The sequence below is a fragment of the Sphingobium sp. genome, assembly GCA_035196065.1.
GTDB lineage: Bacteria > Pseudomonadota > Alphaproteobacteria > Sphingomonadales > Sphingomonadaceae > Sphingorhabdus_B > Sphingorhabdus_B rara.
This window is the reverse complement of sequence record CP136575.1, coordinates 2,884,119-2,900,695: the sequence shown is the minus strand read 5'-3', so window position 1 is coordinate 2,900,695 and position 16,577 is coordinate 2,884,119. Positions and strand designations below refer to the sequence as shown.

The 16,577-nt window shown below is 58.8% G+C and carries 10 protein-coding genes and 1 pseudogene; 6 read left to right on the top strand and 5 right to left on the bottom strand.

The window, feature by feature from the left end; all coding sequences use genetic code 11:
- Positions 1 to 208 precede the first annotated feature (208 nt).
- A complete protein-coding gene (locus RSE16_14020) occupies positions 209 to 400 on the top strand; it encodes a hypothetical protein (protein ID WRH75797.1) in 192 nt (63 codons plus the stop codon).
- A gap of 4 nt (positions 401 to 404) precedes the next feature.
- On the opposite strand, the gene RSE16_14015 is transcribed toward RSE16_14020, so the two are convergent.
- Entirely contained in the window at positions 405 to 1,697 is a 1,293-nt protein-coding gene (locus RSE16_14015; protein WRH75796.1) for an MFS transporter, read from the bottom strand.
- A gap of 252 nt (positions 1,698 to 1,949) precedes the next feature.
- Here RSE16_14015 and RSE16_14010 point away from each other — a divergent pair, with 252 nt between their 5' ends.
- Together RSE16_14010 and RSE16_14005 are read left to right on the top strand one after the other, a co-directional pair.
- Positions 1,950 to 4,379 (top strand): TonB-dependent receptor, encoded by a 2,430-nt coding sequence (locus RSE16_14010; GenBank protein ID WRH75795.1) that lies wholly within the window; start codon positions 1,950 to 1,952, stop codon positions 4,377 to 4,379.
- 11 nt (positions 4,380 to 4,390) lie between these two features.
- A complete protein-coding gene (locus tag RSE16_14005; GenBank protein ID WRH75794.1) occupies positions 4,391 to 5,671 on the top strand; it encodes an amino acid permease in 1,281 nt (426 codons plus the stop codon).
- Between the two features lie 57 nt (positions 5,672 to 5,728).
- On the opposite strand, the gene RSE16_14000 is transcribed toward RSE16_14005, so the two are convergent.
- Both RSE16_14000 and RSE16_13995 read right to left on the bottom strand, forming a co-directional pair.
- Complete coding sequence (locus RSE16_14000; protein WRH75793.1) at positions 5,729 to 7,336, bottom strand: NAD(P)/FAD-dependent oxidoreductase; 1,608 nt, start codon at positions 7,334 to 7,336, stop codon at positions 5,729 to 5,731.
- On the bottom strand, positions 7,333 to 8,499 hold the full coding sequence (locus RSE16_13995; protein WRH75792.1) for an aromatic ring-hydroxylating dioxygenase subunit alpha: 1,167 nt from the start codon (positions 8,497 to 8,499) through the stop codon (positions 7,333 to 7,335). Before RSE16_13995 ends, RSE16_14000 begins: the two co-directional genes overlap by 4 nt.
- 30 nt (positions 8,500 to 8,529) lie before the next feature.
- On the opposite strand from RSE16_13995, the gene betI reads away from it, so the two are divergent.
- Complete coding sequence (gene betI, locus RSE16_13990) at positions 8,530 to 9,138, top strand: transcriptional regulator BetI (protein ID WRH75791.1); 609 nt, start codon at positions 8,530 to 8,532, stop codon at positions 9,136 to 9,138.
- Here betI and RSE16_13985 read toward each other — a convergent pair.
- Positions 9,135 to 9,464: pseudogene (locus tag RSE16_13985) on the bottom strand (DUF962 domain-containing protein). The gene betI and the pseudogene RSE16_13985 overlap by 4 nt on opposite strands.
- A gap of 96 nt (positions 9,465 to 9,560) precedes the next feature.
- On the opposite strand from RSE16_13985, the gene RSE16_13980 reads away from it, so the two are divergent.
- A complete protein-coding gene (locus tag RSE16_13980) occupies positions 9,561 to 10,361 on the top strand; it encodes a tryptophan 2,3-dioxygenase (GenBank protein WRH75790.1) in 801 nt (266 codons plus the stop codon).
- Positions 10,362 to 10,409: 48 nt separating this feature from the next.
- Here the strand turns inward: RSE16_13980 and RSE16_13975 are convergent, their stop codons facing one another.
- A complete protein-coding gene (locus tag RSE16_13975) occupies positions 10,410 to 11,741 on the bottom strand; it encodes a dicarboxylate/amino acid:cation symporter (protein WRH75789.1) in 1,332 nt (443 codons plus the stop codon).
- Positions 11,742 to 11,918: 177 nt separating this feature from the next.
- On the opposite strand from RSE16_13975, the gene RSE16_13970 reads away from it, so the two are divergent.
- Positions 11,919 to 16,577 (top strand): NAD-glutamate dehydrogenase, encoded by a 4,659-nt coding sequence (locus RSE16_13970; protein ID WRH75788.1) that lies wholly within the window; start codon positions 11,919 to 11,921, stop codon positions 16,575 to 16,577.

Genomic DNA, 16,577 nt, shown 5'->3' with positions numbered 1-16,577 from the left:
TATCAATGATATAATGTCAAATACATCTTGCCGGAATTGGATGGTGAGAGACATTCCGATGGGGGTGTGCCCAGGGCGCATTGTCCAGAAAACTGTCGCAAACTGGAACGGTTTGGATCCCGACCGTTATTAACCACCATTGTGTCTCGCCAATATGGCTAACAAATCGTTAACGTCTTTTCCAAGAACATTGGATAAGGTCGCACCGATGAAGCGCAAACTGGTTTATACAAGCGAAGCCGCAAGGCACCCGTTTCGCCAACGGCTCGCTCCGCATGTGCTGGCCGTGCCGGCAGAGTGGAGGCCCAAACCGCTGAAATGGTGGCAGGGTGAGGACGCGCATCTTTTCGTCGTCAGCTTCGGCGCCTTTTTTACGGTCTTCTATAGCTTCATCGCCTGAAGGTTCAGTCGCAGGCCTTGTGCAGTTTCCAGCTTATCCAAGCGGAAAAGACGCAGGCCGCAGCGATAAGGAACAGCGTATCGGCAATGCTCACGCCCAGTCGCGCCAATTCGCCGTACATCACTGCGCCAATCACCATCGCCCCTGAATTGACGATGTTGTTCGCGGCAATCGTTCGCGCAGTGGCCGACTTTTCCACCGTAGTCGTCAAAAAGGCGTAGAGCGGCACAACGAACATACCGCCGGCGACGGCTATGCCGAACAGGGCGAACAGGATGATATCGCCCTGCCGGATCGATACAAATTCGATGAAGTTCAGAAGTTGATCCTGATCGAGCGGGGTATCGGGCACGGGTGCCCAGCCCTTGATCGACCACCAAAGAAGCAGCACGAAAAGCCCCATCGCAATCACCGATGGTGGAGAATAGACGGCCGATACCCGGCCTTTGAGCAACCGGTTGATCACAACCGAACCGATGGCAACGCCCACCGAGAAAATTGCGGTGAACAGCGTGGCTACTGTGCGGTCTCCGCCCAGTCCATGCTTTACCATGGGTGGGAACTGCGCAGCCAAAACCGCGCCAATTGCCCAGAAAAAGCTGATGGCGATGATGGCCAGAAATAGCCGTGGGACATGCATCGTGTCGCGCACCAGTCGCCAGCTTGAACGAAAGATATTCCAGTCGAGTTTGGCTGTGGGTGCATCGCTTTCGGGCGGAGCAGGGGGGACATATTGCGCGGTGACGCGCCCGATAAGCGCCACGAGCACAACCCCGACCGCCGAAATTTTCGGATCGAGTATTCCGCCCACGATTGTTCCGGTCAGGATGGCGATATAGGTGCCGGCCTCGACCAGTCCGGTGCCGCCCAATACTTCATCATCCTTCAGATGCTGGGGTAAAATACCATATTTGATCGGGCCGAAAAATGTCGAGTGCACACCCATCGCGAACAAGGCCGCAAAGAGGATGGGGATGCTGTGCAACCAGATACCGGCGGCGCCGACCAGCATGATAGCGATTTCGGCGGTCTTGACCCAACGAATGACCCGGGTCTTGTCGATGCTGTCCGCAATTTGCCCTGAAATGGCAGAAAGCAGGAAAAAGGGCAGGATGAAGATCGCGCCGGCAAGAGCGTTATAATAGGCTTCTTCGGCTTCGCCCCCCTGCAGGATGGAATAGGTGATCAGCACCACCATCGCCATCTTGTAGAAATTGTCGTTGAACGCGTTCAGATATTGGGTCGCAAAAAGCGGCAAGAAACGCCTTTTGCCCAGCAATGCCATCGAAGTCTGCATGTTTGGTCCGATTGGTCCCCTCTAGGTCCGACACCCCTAGCCGTAGGGGGCAGCGCCGCAAAGCGCTTTTACCAGTTTTAGGCGTTGTAGCTTTTATCTTGCAAGTTGGCGGCCCTTAACGCGCAACAGCGTTGCGTGAATGTCACAAGCACTTTCAAAAAATTGTTCCAACCGTTGCTAGGGGCGAAAAAACATTGCCTCGGATTCAGAAATATGCGGAGGTAGAGCATTGTTTTTTATGGAGGGTGCGCAATGCGCAAGTTTTCGGGGAAAGTTTACAAGCAGGCAGCCGTCGCAACATTGATGGCTTCCAGTGCGATGGCCATCGCCATGCCGGCAATGGCGCAGGATGCAGCCGATGCTGCCGATAGCGACGAGATCGTCGTTACAGCCCAGAAACGCGAACAGAATTTGCAGGATGTACCTGTCGCGATCACGGCAATCGGCAACGAGAAGCTGGACCAGTTGCAGGTGAACGAATTTCAGGATGTCGTGAAGTTCCTGCCGTCGGTCACGATCCAGCAGGGCGGCCCGGGTTTTGCCCAGGTCTATTTCCGCGGCGTATCCTCTGGCGAAAATGCCAACCACTCGGCCTCGCTGCCCACGGTTGGCACCTATCTTGATGAAATGCCGATCACGACCATCCAAGGCGCGCTCGACATTCACGCTTATGACCTTGCTCGTGTCGAGGCGCTGGCTGGACCGCAAGGCACGCTATATGGCGCAAGCTCGATGGCAGGGACGCTCAAGCTGGTCACCAACGCGCCTGACACGTCGGGCTTCTATGGAAATGCAGGTGTCGAGATCAACAATGTCGCCCATGGTGACTTTGGTTCGGTCTTTGAAGGTTTCGTCAACGCGCCATTGAGTGAAAAGGCGGCAATGCGGCTTGTGGGCTGGTATCGCGACGATGGCGGTTACATCGACAATCTGCCTGGCTCGCGTCGCTATGCGACTTCCGGCATTCGTCAGAATAATGCGGCGCTGGTGGAAAAAAATTACAACGACGCCGAAACCTATGGTGCGCGCCTCGCGCTTGGTATCGACCTTGACGATAACTGGACGATCAAGCCTACCGTGATGGGTCAGGTCCAGAACACTGAGGGCAGCTATGCTCGCGAACGTTCGGGCCAGTCGACCGGTGAATATACGACGGTTCAGTACAATCCGGAGGGTAGCCGTGACAAGTGGATCAACGCTGCGCTGACGATCGAGGGTAAGCTTGGCAATTGGGACATGACGCTGACCGGTGGTCACCTTCGCCGCAAGACCGAGACCGAGAGCGACTACTCGGATTATGGCTATTTCTATGACGCGCTCAACGGATATGGCGCCTATTGGTACGACAATGCGGGCAACCCTGTCAGCGCCAATCAATATATCCAAGGCATTGATCGTTATCGCAAAAGCTTTGGCGAGTTCCGCATCGCGTCCCCGCAGGATGCTTCGTTGCGCTTCATCGGTGGCCTTTTCTGGCAGCGGCAGAGCCACAATATCGAGCAAAATTACATCATCGACAATATTGCGGATTCGATCACCGTTCCGGGTACCGCCAGCAACATCTGGCTGACCAAGCAGCAGCGCACCGATCGTGATTATGCCGCCTTTGGTGAACTCAGCTTCGACGTTACCGAAAAACTTACGCTGACCGGCGGTGCACGCCTGTACAAATATGACAATTCATTGTTTGGGTTCTTCGGTTTTGCCCGCGGCTATTCGGGCAACACCGGGGTGGCGCGCTGCATCACCACGACGGGAGCGGATTTCCGTGCCAACCCAACGGGCACCTTCGCGCAGCCCATTCTGGATGGCGCGCCCTGCACCAATGTGAACAAGAACACATCGGACAGCGATGCGATCTTCAAGATGAACGCAACCTATAAGCTGAGCGAAGACGCGCTGGTTTATGCGACTTGGTCGCGCGGTTTCCGGCCTGGTGGTATCAACCGCCGCGGTACCCTGCCGCCTTATGGTCCCGATGAACTCGACAATTATGAACTGGGCTGGAAGACCAATTTTGGTGCCTTCCGGTTCAATGGTGCGCTGTACCAGTTGGATTGGAACAACATCCAGCTTTCGTTCCTTGGGGCCAACGGCCTGACCGAAATCCGCAATGCGGGCATCGCGCGCATCCGGGGTGCCGAATTTGATGTCGGCTATCGTGCGGGCGGTCTCAGCCTGAATGCAGGCTTTAGCTATAATGACGCTGAAATCCGCCGCGATTTCTGCCGCATCGCTAACGCGACCTTTGATTGCACGACCGCGGGCAACGCGCTGCTGGCACCTGCCGGATCGCGCCTGCCGGTCACACCCAAGTTCAAGGGCAATCTCATCGCGCGTTACGAATTCCCTGTGGCGGAATGGAATGGCCATGTGCAGTTGGCGGCCAATCATACCGGCAGCCGGTCGACAGATCTCCGTACGGCACAAAAGGCGCTGAAGGGCGGGCTTGATGCCTATACGACGCTCGACCTTAGCTTTGGCGTCAAGAATGACAGCTGGAGCATCGAGGCATTTGCCACGAACCTGCTGGATGAATTTGGTGTTGTGAACACCGGCGTGTCATGCGTTGAAACCGTATGCGGAACAGGGCCGACCCCTGCGACGCCGACAGGCGGTGCATTCTACGATACGGTCATCAAGCCGCGTGTAATCGGGCTTAAGTTCAGCCGCGATTTCTGATCGCTGCTGCGATGACAATTGAAACGAGAAAGCCGGGCCAAAAGCTCGGCTTTTTCATGGCCGTCGCGCTGGTCATGGGAAACATGATCGGTTCGGGCGTGTTCCTCTTGCCAGCAAGCCTTGCGCCATATGGCTGGAATGCAGTGGCCGGCTGGATCGTTACCATTGCTGGCGCGCTTTGCCTCGCTTGGTTGTTCGCGCGTCTGATGGCCGGAACGGGTGAGGCACCGATCCCGCTTGTGGATCGGGAATTTGGCCGGATCCCCGCCTTCCTCATTGGTTTCAGCCTGTGGGTCTATGTATGGGCAGGGATGGTCACGATTTCGATCGCGGCCGTCTCTTATGGTAGCAGTTTCTGGCCCGTGCTGGCCGAACATCCCGCGCTCGCCTCGCTCGGCGTTATCTGGTTGCTGACCTTGCTGAACATTGCAGGAACGCGTCAGGCTGGGGCTTTTCAGCTTGTGACGACGGTCATCAAACTGGTGCCATTGCTGGTCGTGGTCGGACTGATCGCTTTTGTCGCCGGCAGCACGGGCACCCAAACCGTGACGCCGCTTCCGAAAGAGGGTCTTTCGCTTTCGCTGGTCAATCAGGCTGCAGCACAGACACTTTGGGCCATGCTCGGCTTTGAATCGGCCTGCCTTGCCGCGTCGCGGGTCGCGAACGCACAAAAAGTGATCCCGCGTGCCACGCTGGTCGGGGCAGGACTGACGGGTCTTTTCTATCTGATTGTCTGTTCGGGGATCGCGCTGATGCTTCCCGCAGACAAGGTGTCAGGTTCAAATGCGCCATTTGAGCTGTTCGTCGCAACCTATTGGAGCAGCGGCCCTGCTGCATTCATTGCTGCCTTTGCCGCGATAAGCGCGATTGGCGCGGTCAATGGCTGGATCCTTGTCGAAGGCGAAGTGCCGCGCGACATGGCGGAACGCGGCATGATGCCAGCCTTTTTCGCGCGCAATAACCGTTGGGGGACGCCGGCAATTTCGCTGCTTGTTTCCAGCCTGCTTGCCAGTTTGCTGATCTGGTCGAATTCGAGCAAGTCGATGGGGGCGCTGTTTACCTATACCGCGCTTCTGACCACGTCGGTGGTTCTCTGGCTGTATCTTGTGGTGGCAATCATTGCATGGAAACGGAAGCTGGCGCGGCCGGTGGCGGCACTGGGTATCGCTTTCTGCTTCTGGAGCCTCTGGGGCGCAGGCCTCACCATTTCGCTTTCGAGCATTGCCCTGATGCTGGCAGGCCTGCCGCTTTATTGGTGGGCGCGGCGTGAAGCTGGTGCCCAACAAAACTAGGTCGCTGCGCGCGCTTTGCCTGCACGTGCTCCTATCGGAGCCTGCCTGCCGAAACCCTCAATTCCAGCGTGGTTTTAGCCAGGCGCTTTGGTCGCGCAGAATGACCTGTGCGGCATTATGCCCCGGCGCACCAGTTACGCCGCCGCCAGGATGTGCCCCTGCGCCACACATATAGAGGCCCTTCACCGGGCCACGATAAGCACCGTTGCCCAGAACGGGCCGCGCCGACCAGAGTTGGTCGAGGCTCATATTGCCGTGCATGATGTCACCGCCGGCCAGCCCAAACTTGCGCTCCAACCCCTTGGGGCTGAGGATCTGCTGGCCCAGGATCGACGCGCGGAAACCTGGCGCATAGGCCTCAACGGTATCGATGATCGTATCTGCCGCCTTTCCTTCTTCGGCATCCCAGTCGCGGCCATCGGGCAGTTCGGGTGCGAATTGCTGGCAGAAAAGGCTGGCGACATGCTGGCCCGGCGGGGCAAGGCTGTCATCGACGGTCGAGGGGATCAGCATTTCGACGATCGGGCGTTTGGACCAACCATAACGTTTTGCGTCCAAGAAAGCCTCGTCCATGTAATCGAGGGTTGGCGCGATGATGATCCCGGACTGGTGATGCTCCCCGGCTTCGGGGAGGCAGGTAAAGCGCGGCAGTTCGGAAAGTGCCACATTCATCCGGAAGGTACCGCTGCCTACCTTGAAGCCCTTAATGCGGCGCTTGTATTCGGCGCTCAGGTCGGAGTCGTCGAACATCTTTCCGTAAAGAAGTTTGGGGCCGACATTGGAAACGACCCGGCTGGCGATCACTTCCTCGCCGCTTTCAAGGCGAACGCCAGCGACCTTGCCGCCGTCGACCAATACGCGGTCGACCGGGCTTTCCAGACTGATTTCGACGCCCAGATCGCGGCAAACCTTGGCCATTATCTGCGTGATTGCGCCCATGCCGCCGACGCTGTGCCCCCAAGCGCCTTTCTTGCCATTTACCTCACCGAAAACATGGTGAAGCAGGACATAGGCGCTGCCCGGGGTGTCTGGGCTGGCATAATTGCCGACAACAGCATCAAAACCGAAGGCGGCCTTTACAGCTTCGCTTTCGAACCAACCGTCAAGCAGCGTGCGTGCCGACTTGGTAAACAGGTCAAGCACGTCACGCTGCCGCTCGATCGGAAGGCCTGCCAGCTTGCGACCCTGAAGGGCTCCGTCGATCAAGGTCTTGACGCCATCACCTATATTGGGCGGCGATTTCATCGCTAGGTCGCGCAGTACGTCTGCGACGACTTCAAGGCTGTCATAATATTCGGGAAGGATGTCTGCATCATGCTTCGAAAAGCGCGCAAATTCGGCTTGTGTTCGTTCCAGTCCCCCGCCGAGTTTCAGATAACCGCCATCTTCCTGCGGCAGGAAGTTGCTGATCGGCCGCTCGATGACGCGATAGCCATGGTCTGCCAGGCGCATATCCTCGATCACCTTGGGCTGCAGCAGGCTGACGGTGTAGCTCGCGACGGAATTGCGGAAACCGGGGTGGAATTCCTCGGTCACCGCCGCGCCGCCTACGACATCGCGTCGCTCGACGATGCGTACCTTCATTCCGGCGCGGGCAAGATAAAAGGCGCAGACAAGTCCGTTGTGACCAGCGCCAATGATTACAGCATCATATTTTTGGGTCATTTATGGCTCCAGCCGGGTGCGGGTTGATGTTCGAAGCTGGCCTCAGGGATGAGGCCGCGCACCTTGCGGCAGAAATTTTTAAGACAGACTTCTTTGTCGGACAGCGGCCCCATTGAAAAGCTGCGGCCTGCCATCCCTTCCTGAACTCTTGTGATCAGCACCGTGTCTTCGGCATTGACCTGCCGGTTTATTCGCCAGTTGAGATAGCGCGCGGCGCGCATTTCCCGCCTGTCATCATCGAAGACGTAGCTGATCTCGCGGATCAGGCAGCTGGTGGGACCAGTCGGCAGCCACTGCATGAAATCGACCTGATCTGGATAGATATCAAACGCAACCGATGGCCAGAGCTTGAAATAGAGCCAGCGTTTCTGGTTGGCATCGGGAAGATGGGGAACCGATGGCAGCAGATTTTGATAGGCACGTTCAGACCAGTTGTTCGACGGTCGATCAACCAGATCGCCCCACATGCGATCAACATGTGGTTCGGCCTCTACGCCATAGCTTTTGCCGAACAGACGAGTCAGGCCGGGATGTGCGACGGGGATGTGAAGGCCGTCGGAATAATTGTCGCCGACATTTTTCCAGTTCACATCGCGCGGGCGTAAGGTGACGCGGCCAAGCGCCCTTAATTCCTCAAAACGATAGGGGGCGACCTGTTCTTCATAAGGTGCCATCATCTCTGCCACAGATGGGCCGCCGCTTTCGAGGCGGACGAAGATGAAGCCGCGCCAGATTTCGAGTTCGACCGGCACCAAGCCCGCCTTGCTCCTGTCCAGCGTGGGGTAGGAGGCGCTGTCGGGAACACCGGTCAGTCGGCCGTCGAGATCATAGGTCCAGGCATGATAGGGGCAGACCAGTTTCTTTGCACAGCCGCTTGCACCATCGACAAGGCGGCTGCCACGGTGGCGGCAGACATTGGTGAAGGCACGGACAATATCGTCGGTGCCGCGCACCACAATCACGCTTTCGCCGACATAGTCGAGGCTGTGCCAATCGCCGGCGTCCGGTACATCGGAGACATGGCAAACGACCTGCCAACCGGGACGGAAAATCCGCTCTATTTCGAGCTTTGCAAATTCGGGATCATGATAGGTCCATGCCGGAAGGCTCCAGCCATCCAGAGGGTCCTTACCTATGTCGAGCTTATGGATGCTTGCGATCATGGATGGCTTATTATACAGTCGTATAACAATATGCAAGCACGCCCAACCCAAAATTCGCGCCAGAGCTTTACCCGCGAAAGTGCCGATTCCCGCCGAGAAGCGTTGATCGAGGCCTGCGCGCGCTCACTGGCGCGCAATGGCGTGCCGGGCACTTCGGTGCGCGTGATTTGCACCGAGGCGGGCGTGTCACCTGGGCTGCTGCGGCATTATTATGACGGGATCGACGCCCTAATTGCAGCGACCTACCGCGCGACCGGCGACCGGGTGCAGAAGGCCCTTGCCGACGCCGTTTCTGCCGCGCCCGATACCCCGCGCGACCGGCTGCTTGCCTATCTGACGGCAAGCTTTGTTCCACCTATTGCCAATCCGGAATTGCTGGCGACCTGGCTTGCCTTTTGGGCGTTGACCAAGACCGATGCTCAGATCGCAAGGCTGCATGGCGAGATTTATCGCAATTATCGCGCCGATCTGGAGGCGCTGCTCGCCCGATGCCAGCCGGGGGAGCATCGGTTGACTGCGGTGGCGCTGACAGCGTTGGTTGATGGCCTGTGGCTCGAACTCAGCTTGGGCGATGCCCCTTTCAGCCGAGACGAGGCAGGCGCGCTCGTTGAAAAATGGCTGGATGCGCTATTGGTTTAGCCCTTGGCCACGACGCCTGCTGCCGCCAGATGCGCGCCCAACCTGCCGTCCACCCAAAGGAAGAACATCCGGTAATCTGCGATCAGCGACCAGAATGGGTGCTGAAAGGTCAGCGGTACATTATGTTCGACCTTGAAATGGCCAGCCCAGGCAAAAGCGTAGGATCCGACAAGGCCAAAGGCGATTCACCACAAATTGCCCGTCGCAAACACCAGCGCAAGCGCCGCCAGCCCGCAGATGGAGGCGCAATAATGCAGCGCCCGGCACAGCGGCACGCTGTGCGCACGCAGATAGATGGGCCAGAATTCGGTAAAGCTTGACGCCATTTTGCTCATCATTTTCTCCTGCCCTGAACATTATCGCCGCATGGCACCCCGTGCAACAGGCTGGCATAGTTTCATTTGCAACTGTATCGGTCGGTTATGACTGAAACTACCCCACCGATGACCTATGCTCGCTATCTGGCGCTCGATGAACTGCTGGCCTGCCAGCATCCAAAGTCTGAACTGGATGACGAGATGCTGTTCATCATCATTCATCAGACCAAGGAATTGTGGCTGAAACAGATTATTCGCGAATTGCACCTTGCGAAGGAACAGGTGCAGGCGGATGCACTGGTGCCGGCCTATAAGGCGCTGGCGCGGGTCAGCCGGATTCAGGCGGTGATGACATTAAGCTGGGACGTGCTCTCTACCATGACGCCGTCGGATTACAGCCGGTTCCGCCATGTGCTGGGGCCGAGCTCGGGTTTCCAGTCAGACCAGTTCCGCACGGTCGAATATATGCTGGGCCTGAAAGATAGCGGCTTTCTGAAATATCAGGATGATCGCCCTGATGCCTTGGTTGCGATGCAGGCCGCGCTGCATGCGCCAAGTATCTGGGATGATGCCATTGCCGCTGCCGCCCGTGCCGGCCTGCCTATCCCGGCAGAGGTGCTTGGCCGGGATCTCAGCCAGCCCTATGCGGCACATGCGGGGGTGGAGGCGGCGTTTCTTGCGGTCTATCGCCAGCCCGAACGCTATTGGGAGCTATACCAGCTTGCTGAAAAGCTGGTTGATCTGGATGATGCCATGGCGACATGGCGGCACAAGCATGTGGTGACGGTCGAACGGGTGATCGGCGGCAAGCGCGGTACCGGCGGCACCGCCGGGGTCAGCTATTTGCAATCCACATTGGCCAAGCGGGCCTTCCCGGAACTCTGGTCGTTGCGGACGATGTTGTAATCTGATGCCGGCCGTCAGCCCCGGCACTAGCCGGGGCGACGCCATTGCTTAACGCTTGGTCCGCTGGTCTTCGACCATGTCTTCAGCCAGCTCAAGTCCGGCCTTGCCACCTGCCACGGTGTGCGCCGGGGCGTGAGGATGCGCCACGAAATCGGGCTCCTCGACCTCCAACATGCCTTCCCATTTGGTGATCACCGACGTTGCAACTGCATTGCCAACGACGTTCGTTGCAGTGCGGCCCATGTCGAGGAATTGGTCAATCGCAAGGATGATTGCCACGCCCTCAACCGGCAGGCCAAACATCGCAAGCGTGCCGGTGATGACCACAAGGCTGGCGCGCGGAACGGCGGCGACACCCTTGGACGAGATCATCAGCGTCAGCAGGATCAAGATTTGCGTGCTGATCGACAGGTCGATGCCATAGGCCTGTGCGATGAAGATGGTCGCGAAGGACATGTACATCATCGAACCGTCAAGGTTGAAGCTGTAGCCCAGCGGCAGCATGAAGCCTGAAATACGGCGGGGCACGCCGAAACGGTCAAGCTGTTCGAACAGCTTGGGCAATGCCGCTTCGGACGATGCGGTTGAAAAGGCGATCAGCATCGGTTCGCGGATATAGCGGATCAGTGTCCAGATACGCCCGCGCAGGAACAGGAAACCAACCGACAAGAGGATAACCCACAGGATCACCAGCGAAGCGTAAAATTCGACCAGCAGTTCGAGATAGGTTCCCAAAATGCCAAGCCCGCTGACTGCAACGACATTGGCAAGCGCCCCGAACACCGCAATCGGCGCATAGCGCATCACATAGCCGGTGATTTGCAGCATCATTTCGGCAAGCGCATCGGCACCGCGTACCAGCGGCGCACCTTTTTCGCCAATGGCAGAGAGAGCCACGCCCGCAAACAGCGAGAATACCAATATCTGCAGGATGTTGTTGGTCGCCATCGCCTCAAAGGCATTTTTGGGGAAGACCGAAAGGATGAACTCGGTCGCCTTCAATTCCTTCACTTCGCCAATTGCGGCGGCGGCTGTTTCCGGAATGGGCGCGCCGACGCCGGGCTGGAAGATGTTGACCATCAACAGGCCAAGCCCGATCGAAATGAAACTGGCGATAATGAACCAGCTGATTGCGCGGAAACCGATGCGGCCCAGCGCCGAACTGTCGCCCATATGGGCAATGCCCACGACGATAGTAGAGAGGATCAGCGGCGCGACCAAAAGCTTGATGAGGTGCAGGAAAATGTCGGACAACAGCTTGAACCAAGGGGAGATTTGTTCCTTGATGACCGTTGCATCGACCGAATAATATAAAGCGGCTCCGACGATCACGCCCAGCAGCATGCCAAGCAGAATCCACAAGGTAAGGCGGCGGTCCATTATCGTTTTCCCCTCGATTTTTTCTGGTTGGCAAGGCTCGTAAACGAGCGTTGCGCGATGGGCAAGGCCCACCCCAAGAGATGCAAAATATCGTTACAAACGCAACTATCTTGTTGTTTGGCCGTAGCAAGGGGAGCATAGACACAGAAAAACCGATCGCGGAGTCCGGAAAAAACGATGACCAGCGCCAAAACCGACCTTGCCCTTAACTCTCCCCTGCTCGAACCATTGCTCACGGCGATGACCGCACGCATGCTGCCCGGCGATAATGAAGGTTTCGACGGAGATATAAGCCGGGCGGCGGCGGCCTATCTGCTCGCGGTCGGCCTCGACCGGCCCCCGGGATCGCCCAATATCGGTATCGAGACTTTTTCGACGGCTGCGGGCCGGCTGGCGATGCGCATCGCGATCGTCAATGACGACATGCCCTTCCTTGTCGACTCGGTCGCGGCCGCGCTGGCTTCGGCAAATGTCACCATCGAACGGCTGCTCCACCCCGTGCTCGATGTCGAACGCGATGATCAGGGACGGCTGGTCGCACTCAGCAGCCAGCGCGGATCGATCGGAAAGCGCGAAAGCCATATCTATCTGGAAACTGCGCGCGTCGATGCAAAGGCCCGCCATGCGTTGGCCGATGCGCTCGCGTCGGTGCTGCATGATGTGCGCTGCGCGGTAACCGACTGGCGCAAGATGCAGGCCGCGATGGCCGCCGATGCCGACAGCCTTCCCGAAGGTGAGGGTGCGGCGCTGCTGCGTTGGTTCATGGATGGCAGCATGACGGTGCTTGCCCATGAACAGATTGCACTTGATGGCAGTCGCAGTGGCCGGCTGGGTCTTTCCCGGGCGAGTGACGCGGTGCTGTTGTCTGAAGAGAGTGTGCAGCGCGCCTTCGCCTATTTTGCCGGGGGCGGCGATGCGCCCCTGCTTTTGAAATCCAGCCGCAATTCGACGGTGCACCGCGCGGTTCAGCTTGACATCATAGTCGCACCGTTGCGCGAAAATGGCACATTGGCGGCGCTTTCGGTCACCGGTGGATTGTGGACCAGCGCGGCGCTGGCGACCCCGCCCGAACGAATCCCATTGCTGCGCATGCATCTGTCGAACCTAATGACGCGCCATGGTTTCGACCCATCGGGCCATGCTGGCAAGGCGATGGCGCATGCGCTGACCGCGCTGCCTCACGACCTGCTGGTATCGTTCAAGCCCGCCGATCTTGAACGCGTCACGCTGACCGCCATGTCGCTGACTGACCGGCCGAGGCCCAAATTGCTGGCTGTGCGGTCGGCGCTAGGGCGGCATCTGTTCGTCTTCGTCTGGTTGCCGCGCGACGATATCTCAACAGGGCTGCGCCGTTCGATCGAGGCGATGCTGACAGAGACCCGCGGCGCGAAGGTGCTTGGCTGGTCGATTGGGCTTGAAGATGGAGGCATGGGTCTGCTGCGCTACCTTCTCGATTTCGAGGATCGCAATGTCACCATAGACGAGGCCGCGCTTGACCGGCGTGTGCAGTTGATGGTGCGCGGCTGGGAACCGGCGGTGGAAAGCGAACTGGCGCGGCTTGCCGATGAAAAGCGCGCCGCCGCGATGATGGAGCGTTACGCCGCGGCATTCCCGCAATCGCATCGCATGGCCTATCCCGTGGCAGAGGCTGCGCAGGATATGCTGGGCCTGCTGGCGATGGAGCGCGACCATAGCCGGGTCGCGCGACTGATTGCCGATGATGACAGCGACGACAATACACTCAGCCTGAAAGTCTATAATCAGGGCGGGGCGATGCCGCTGTCTGATGCGGTTCCGGTGCTGGAAAATTTCGGCTTCACCGTGATCGAGCAAATGCCGACCGAGGTTGGTGATGGCCACATTGCCTATATCCATGATTTCCACCTTGGTCTGCGCAGCGGCGCGGACACGACCCCGCTGTTTGATCGCAAGGCTGTGGTCGAGGCAGCGTTGACACAGGTACTTGATGGCAAGGCGGAAAATGATCCGTTCAACCAGTTGATCACGCTTGCCGGGCTTGAACCGCGTTCGGTGGTCTGGTTGCGTGCCTGGTACCGCTATCTGCGCCAGACGGGGATATCCTATGGCATCCCCACGGTGGTGACTGCGTTGAGCGCGCATGCGGGCATCGTGCGGTCGATCATTGCGCAGTTTGAAGCCTTGCATGATCCGGCCTTTGCCGGAGACCGTATCGCCGCCAGTGCCAAGATCGATCATGAGATCAAGCACGGCCTGTCGAAAGTCGCCGCAGCTGACGAGGATCGCATCCTGCGGCTGATGCAGGCGGTGGTGAAGGCCTGTCTGCGGACCAACGCCTTTGCGCCCGCAGCGCATGAGGCACTGGCGTTCAAGCTGGACAGCGCGCAAGTGCCGGGCCTGCCTGCGCCGCTGCCCTGGCGTGAGATTTTCGTCTATTCGCCACGTGTCGAAGGTATCCATCTGCGGGCCGGGCCGGTTGCCCGTGGCGGGCTGCGCTGGTCTGACCGGCGCGATGATTTCCGCACCGAAATCCTTGGCCTGATGAAGGCCCAGCGGGTCAAAAATGCGGTGATCGTGCCGACGGGTGCGAAGGGCGGTTTTTATCCGAAGCGCTTGCCCGATCCGCGAACCGATCGCGATGCTTGGTTGGCAGAGGGCACCGAAAGCTATCGCATCTTCATCCGCAGCCTTTTGTCGGTCACCGACAATCTGGTCGAAAACAAGGTCGTCCATCCCGACAGCGTCGTGATCCGCGACGGTGATGACCCTTATTTCGTTGTCGCGGCGGACAAGGGCACGGCGACTTTCTCTGACGTTGCCAATGCCATCGCGCTCGAACGGGGTTTTTGGCTGGGCGATGCCTTTGCCAGCGGCGGGTCGGTCGGTTACGACCATAAAGCGATGGGGATTACCGCGCGCGGCGGCTGGGTTTCGGTGCAGCGCCATTTCGCCGAAATGGGTGTCGACGTGCAGAACGCGCCTGTGACCGTCGCCGGTGTCGGCGACATGTCAGGTGATGTTTTCGGCAACGGCATGTTGTTGTCAAAGGCGATCAAGTTGGTGGCAGCGTTCGATCATCGCCACATCTTCCTTGATCCCGATCCCGATCCTGCGGCGAGTTGGAAGGAAAGGCAGCGATTGTTCAACCTGCCACGATCAAGCTGGGCAGACTATGATGCAAAGCTGATCTCCAAGGGCGGCGGCGTCTTTGCGCGCAGCGAGAAGGAGATCAAATTATCGCCTGAAGTGCGCGCCCTGCTGGGCGTTGACGCGGCTGTGATGGAGCCGGCCGCGCTGATGAAGGCCATATTGAAGGCGCAGGTCGGGCTCCTCTGGTTCGGCGGCATCGGCACCTATTTGAAGGATGCAAGTGAGGCCAATGTCGAGGTGGGCGATCCAGCCAATGACGCCATCCGGATCAACGCGCAGGATCTGCGCGCGAAGGTGATTGGTGAGGGCGCCAATCTGGGTATCACCCAGGCCGCGCGCATTGCCTTTGGCCTTGCGGGCGGACGCATCAACACCGACTTTATCGATAACAGCGCGGGCGTCGATTGTTCGGATAATGAGGTGAACATCAAGATTGCGCTCAATGCCGAAATGGCCGCAGGGCGGCTGCAGATTGATGTGCGCAACAAGCTGCTGGCCAGCATGACCGACGATGTCGCCGCGCTGGTGCTCGAAGACAACCGGATGCAGACGCTGGCGCTGTCGATTGCCGAAAGCGGGGGAGCAGGCGATCTGCCAGCCTATGTTCGGTTGATGGAAACCTTTGAAGGGCAGGGGCGTCTTGACCGCGCTGTCGAGGGGCTGGAGGGCAATGACGAATATCTGCGCCGCGAAGCCGATGGCCATGGCCTGACACGGCCCGAACTTGCCGTGCTGCTATCCACTGCGAAGTTGGTCGCGCAGGATGCGGCAGAGGAAGGCCCGCTGGCCGCCGATCCGGCAATGGATGCAGAACTGCTCGCCGCCTTTCCCCGGCCTATGGCAGAGGGGCATGCGCAAGCGATCCTGTCGCACCGGCTGCGCCCCCAGATCATCGCGACCAAGCTTGCAAACCGCATGATCAATCGCATGGGGATGCTGCACCCGTTCGAACTGGCAGAGGAAGAGGGCTGCTCGCTCGCCATCGTCGCGGAAGCCTTTGCCATTGCCGAACAACTGTTCGACCTGCCCGCACTTTGGGCCGAAATCGACGCTGCCAAAATTCCTGAATCGGCCCGGATCATGCTGTACAATCAGGTGGCGGTCGAAACCCGCGCGCACATGGCGGACATGATCCGTAACGGCAAGGAAGGTCGCAGTGTCGGGGGCGCCGTCGCGGATTATGGCGCGGTGATTGACCAATTGTCAGCGGCCCGCAAGGAATTGCTCACTCCTGATGTCGCCGCCCAGACCGAAGCCTATGGCGACAAGCTCACCAATGCCGGTGCACCCGCCAAATTGGTGGCGAAGCTGGTGCGCATGGCGCAGCTTGACGGCGCCATCGGCCTTGCCGCGCTTGCGATTGAGCGACATGCGGATGCGAAGGAATTGACCAAAGGTTTCGTTCGACTGGGCGACGCGCTCGGTCTTGGCTGGGCGCAGAATAGTGCGATGCAGATGGACCCCAAGGACCCTTGGGAACGCTTGCTGGTGGCTGGGCTGGCGCGTGATTTCCAGGCGATGCGGCTCGATTTCTTGCGCCGACAAAAGGCGATGGATGCGGATGCCGTTGGCACATGGCTGACCAAGCATCAGGATCGTGTGGCCATGTTCCGGACGATGATCGATCGTGCGCGCCGGGGCGGCTTGCCGACACCGGCGATGCTCGCGCAGATTGCGGGGCAGGCGCGGACGTTGCTCGGGCGGTAA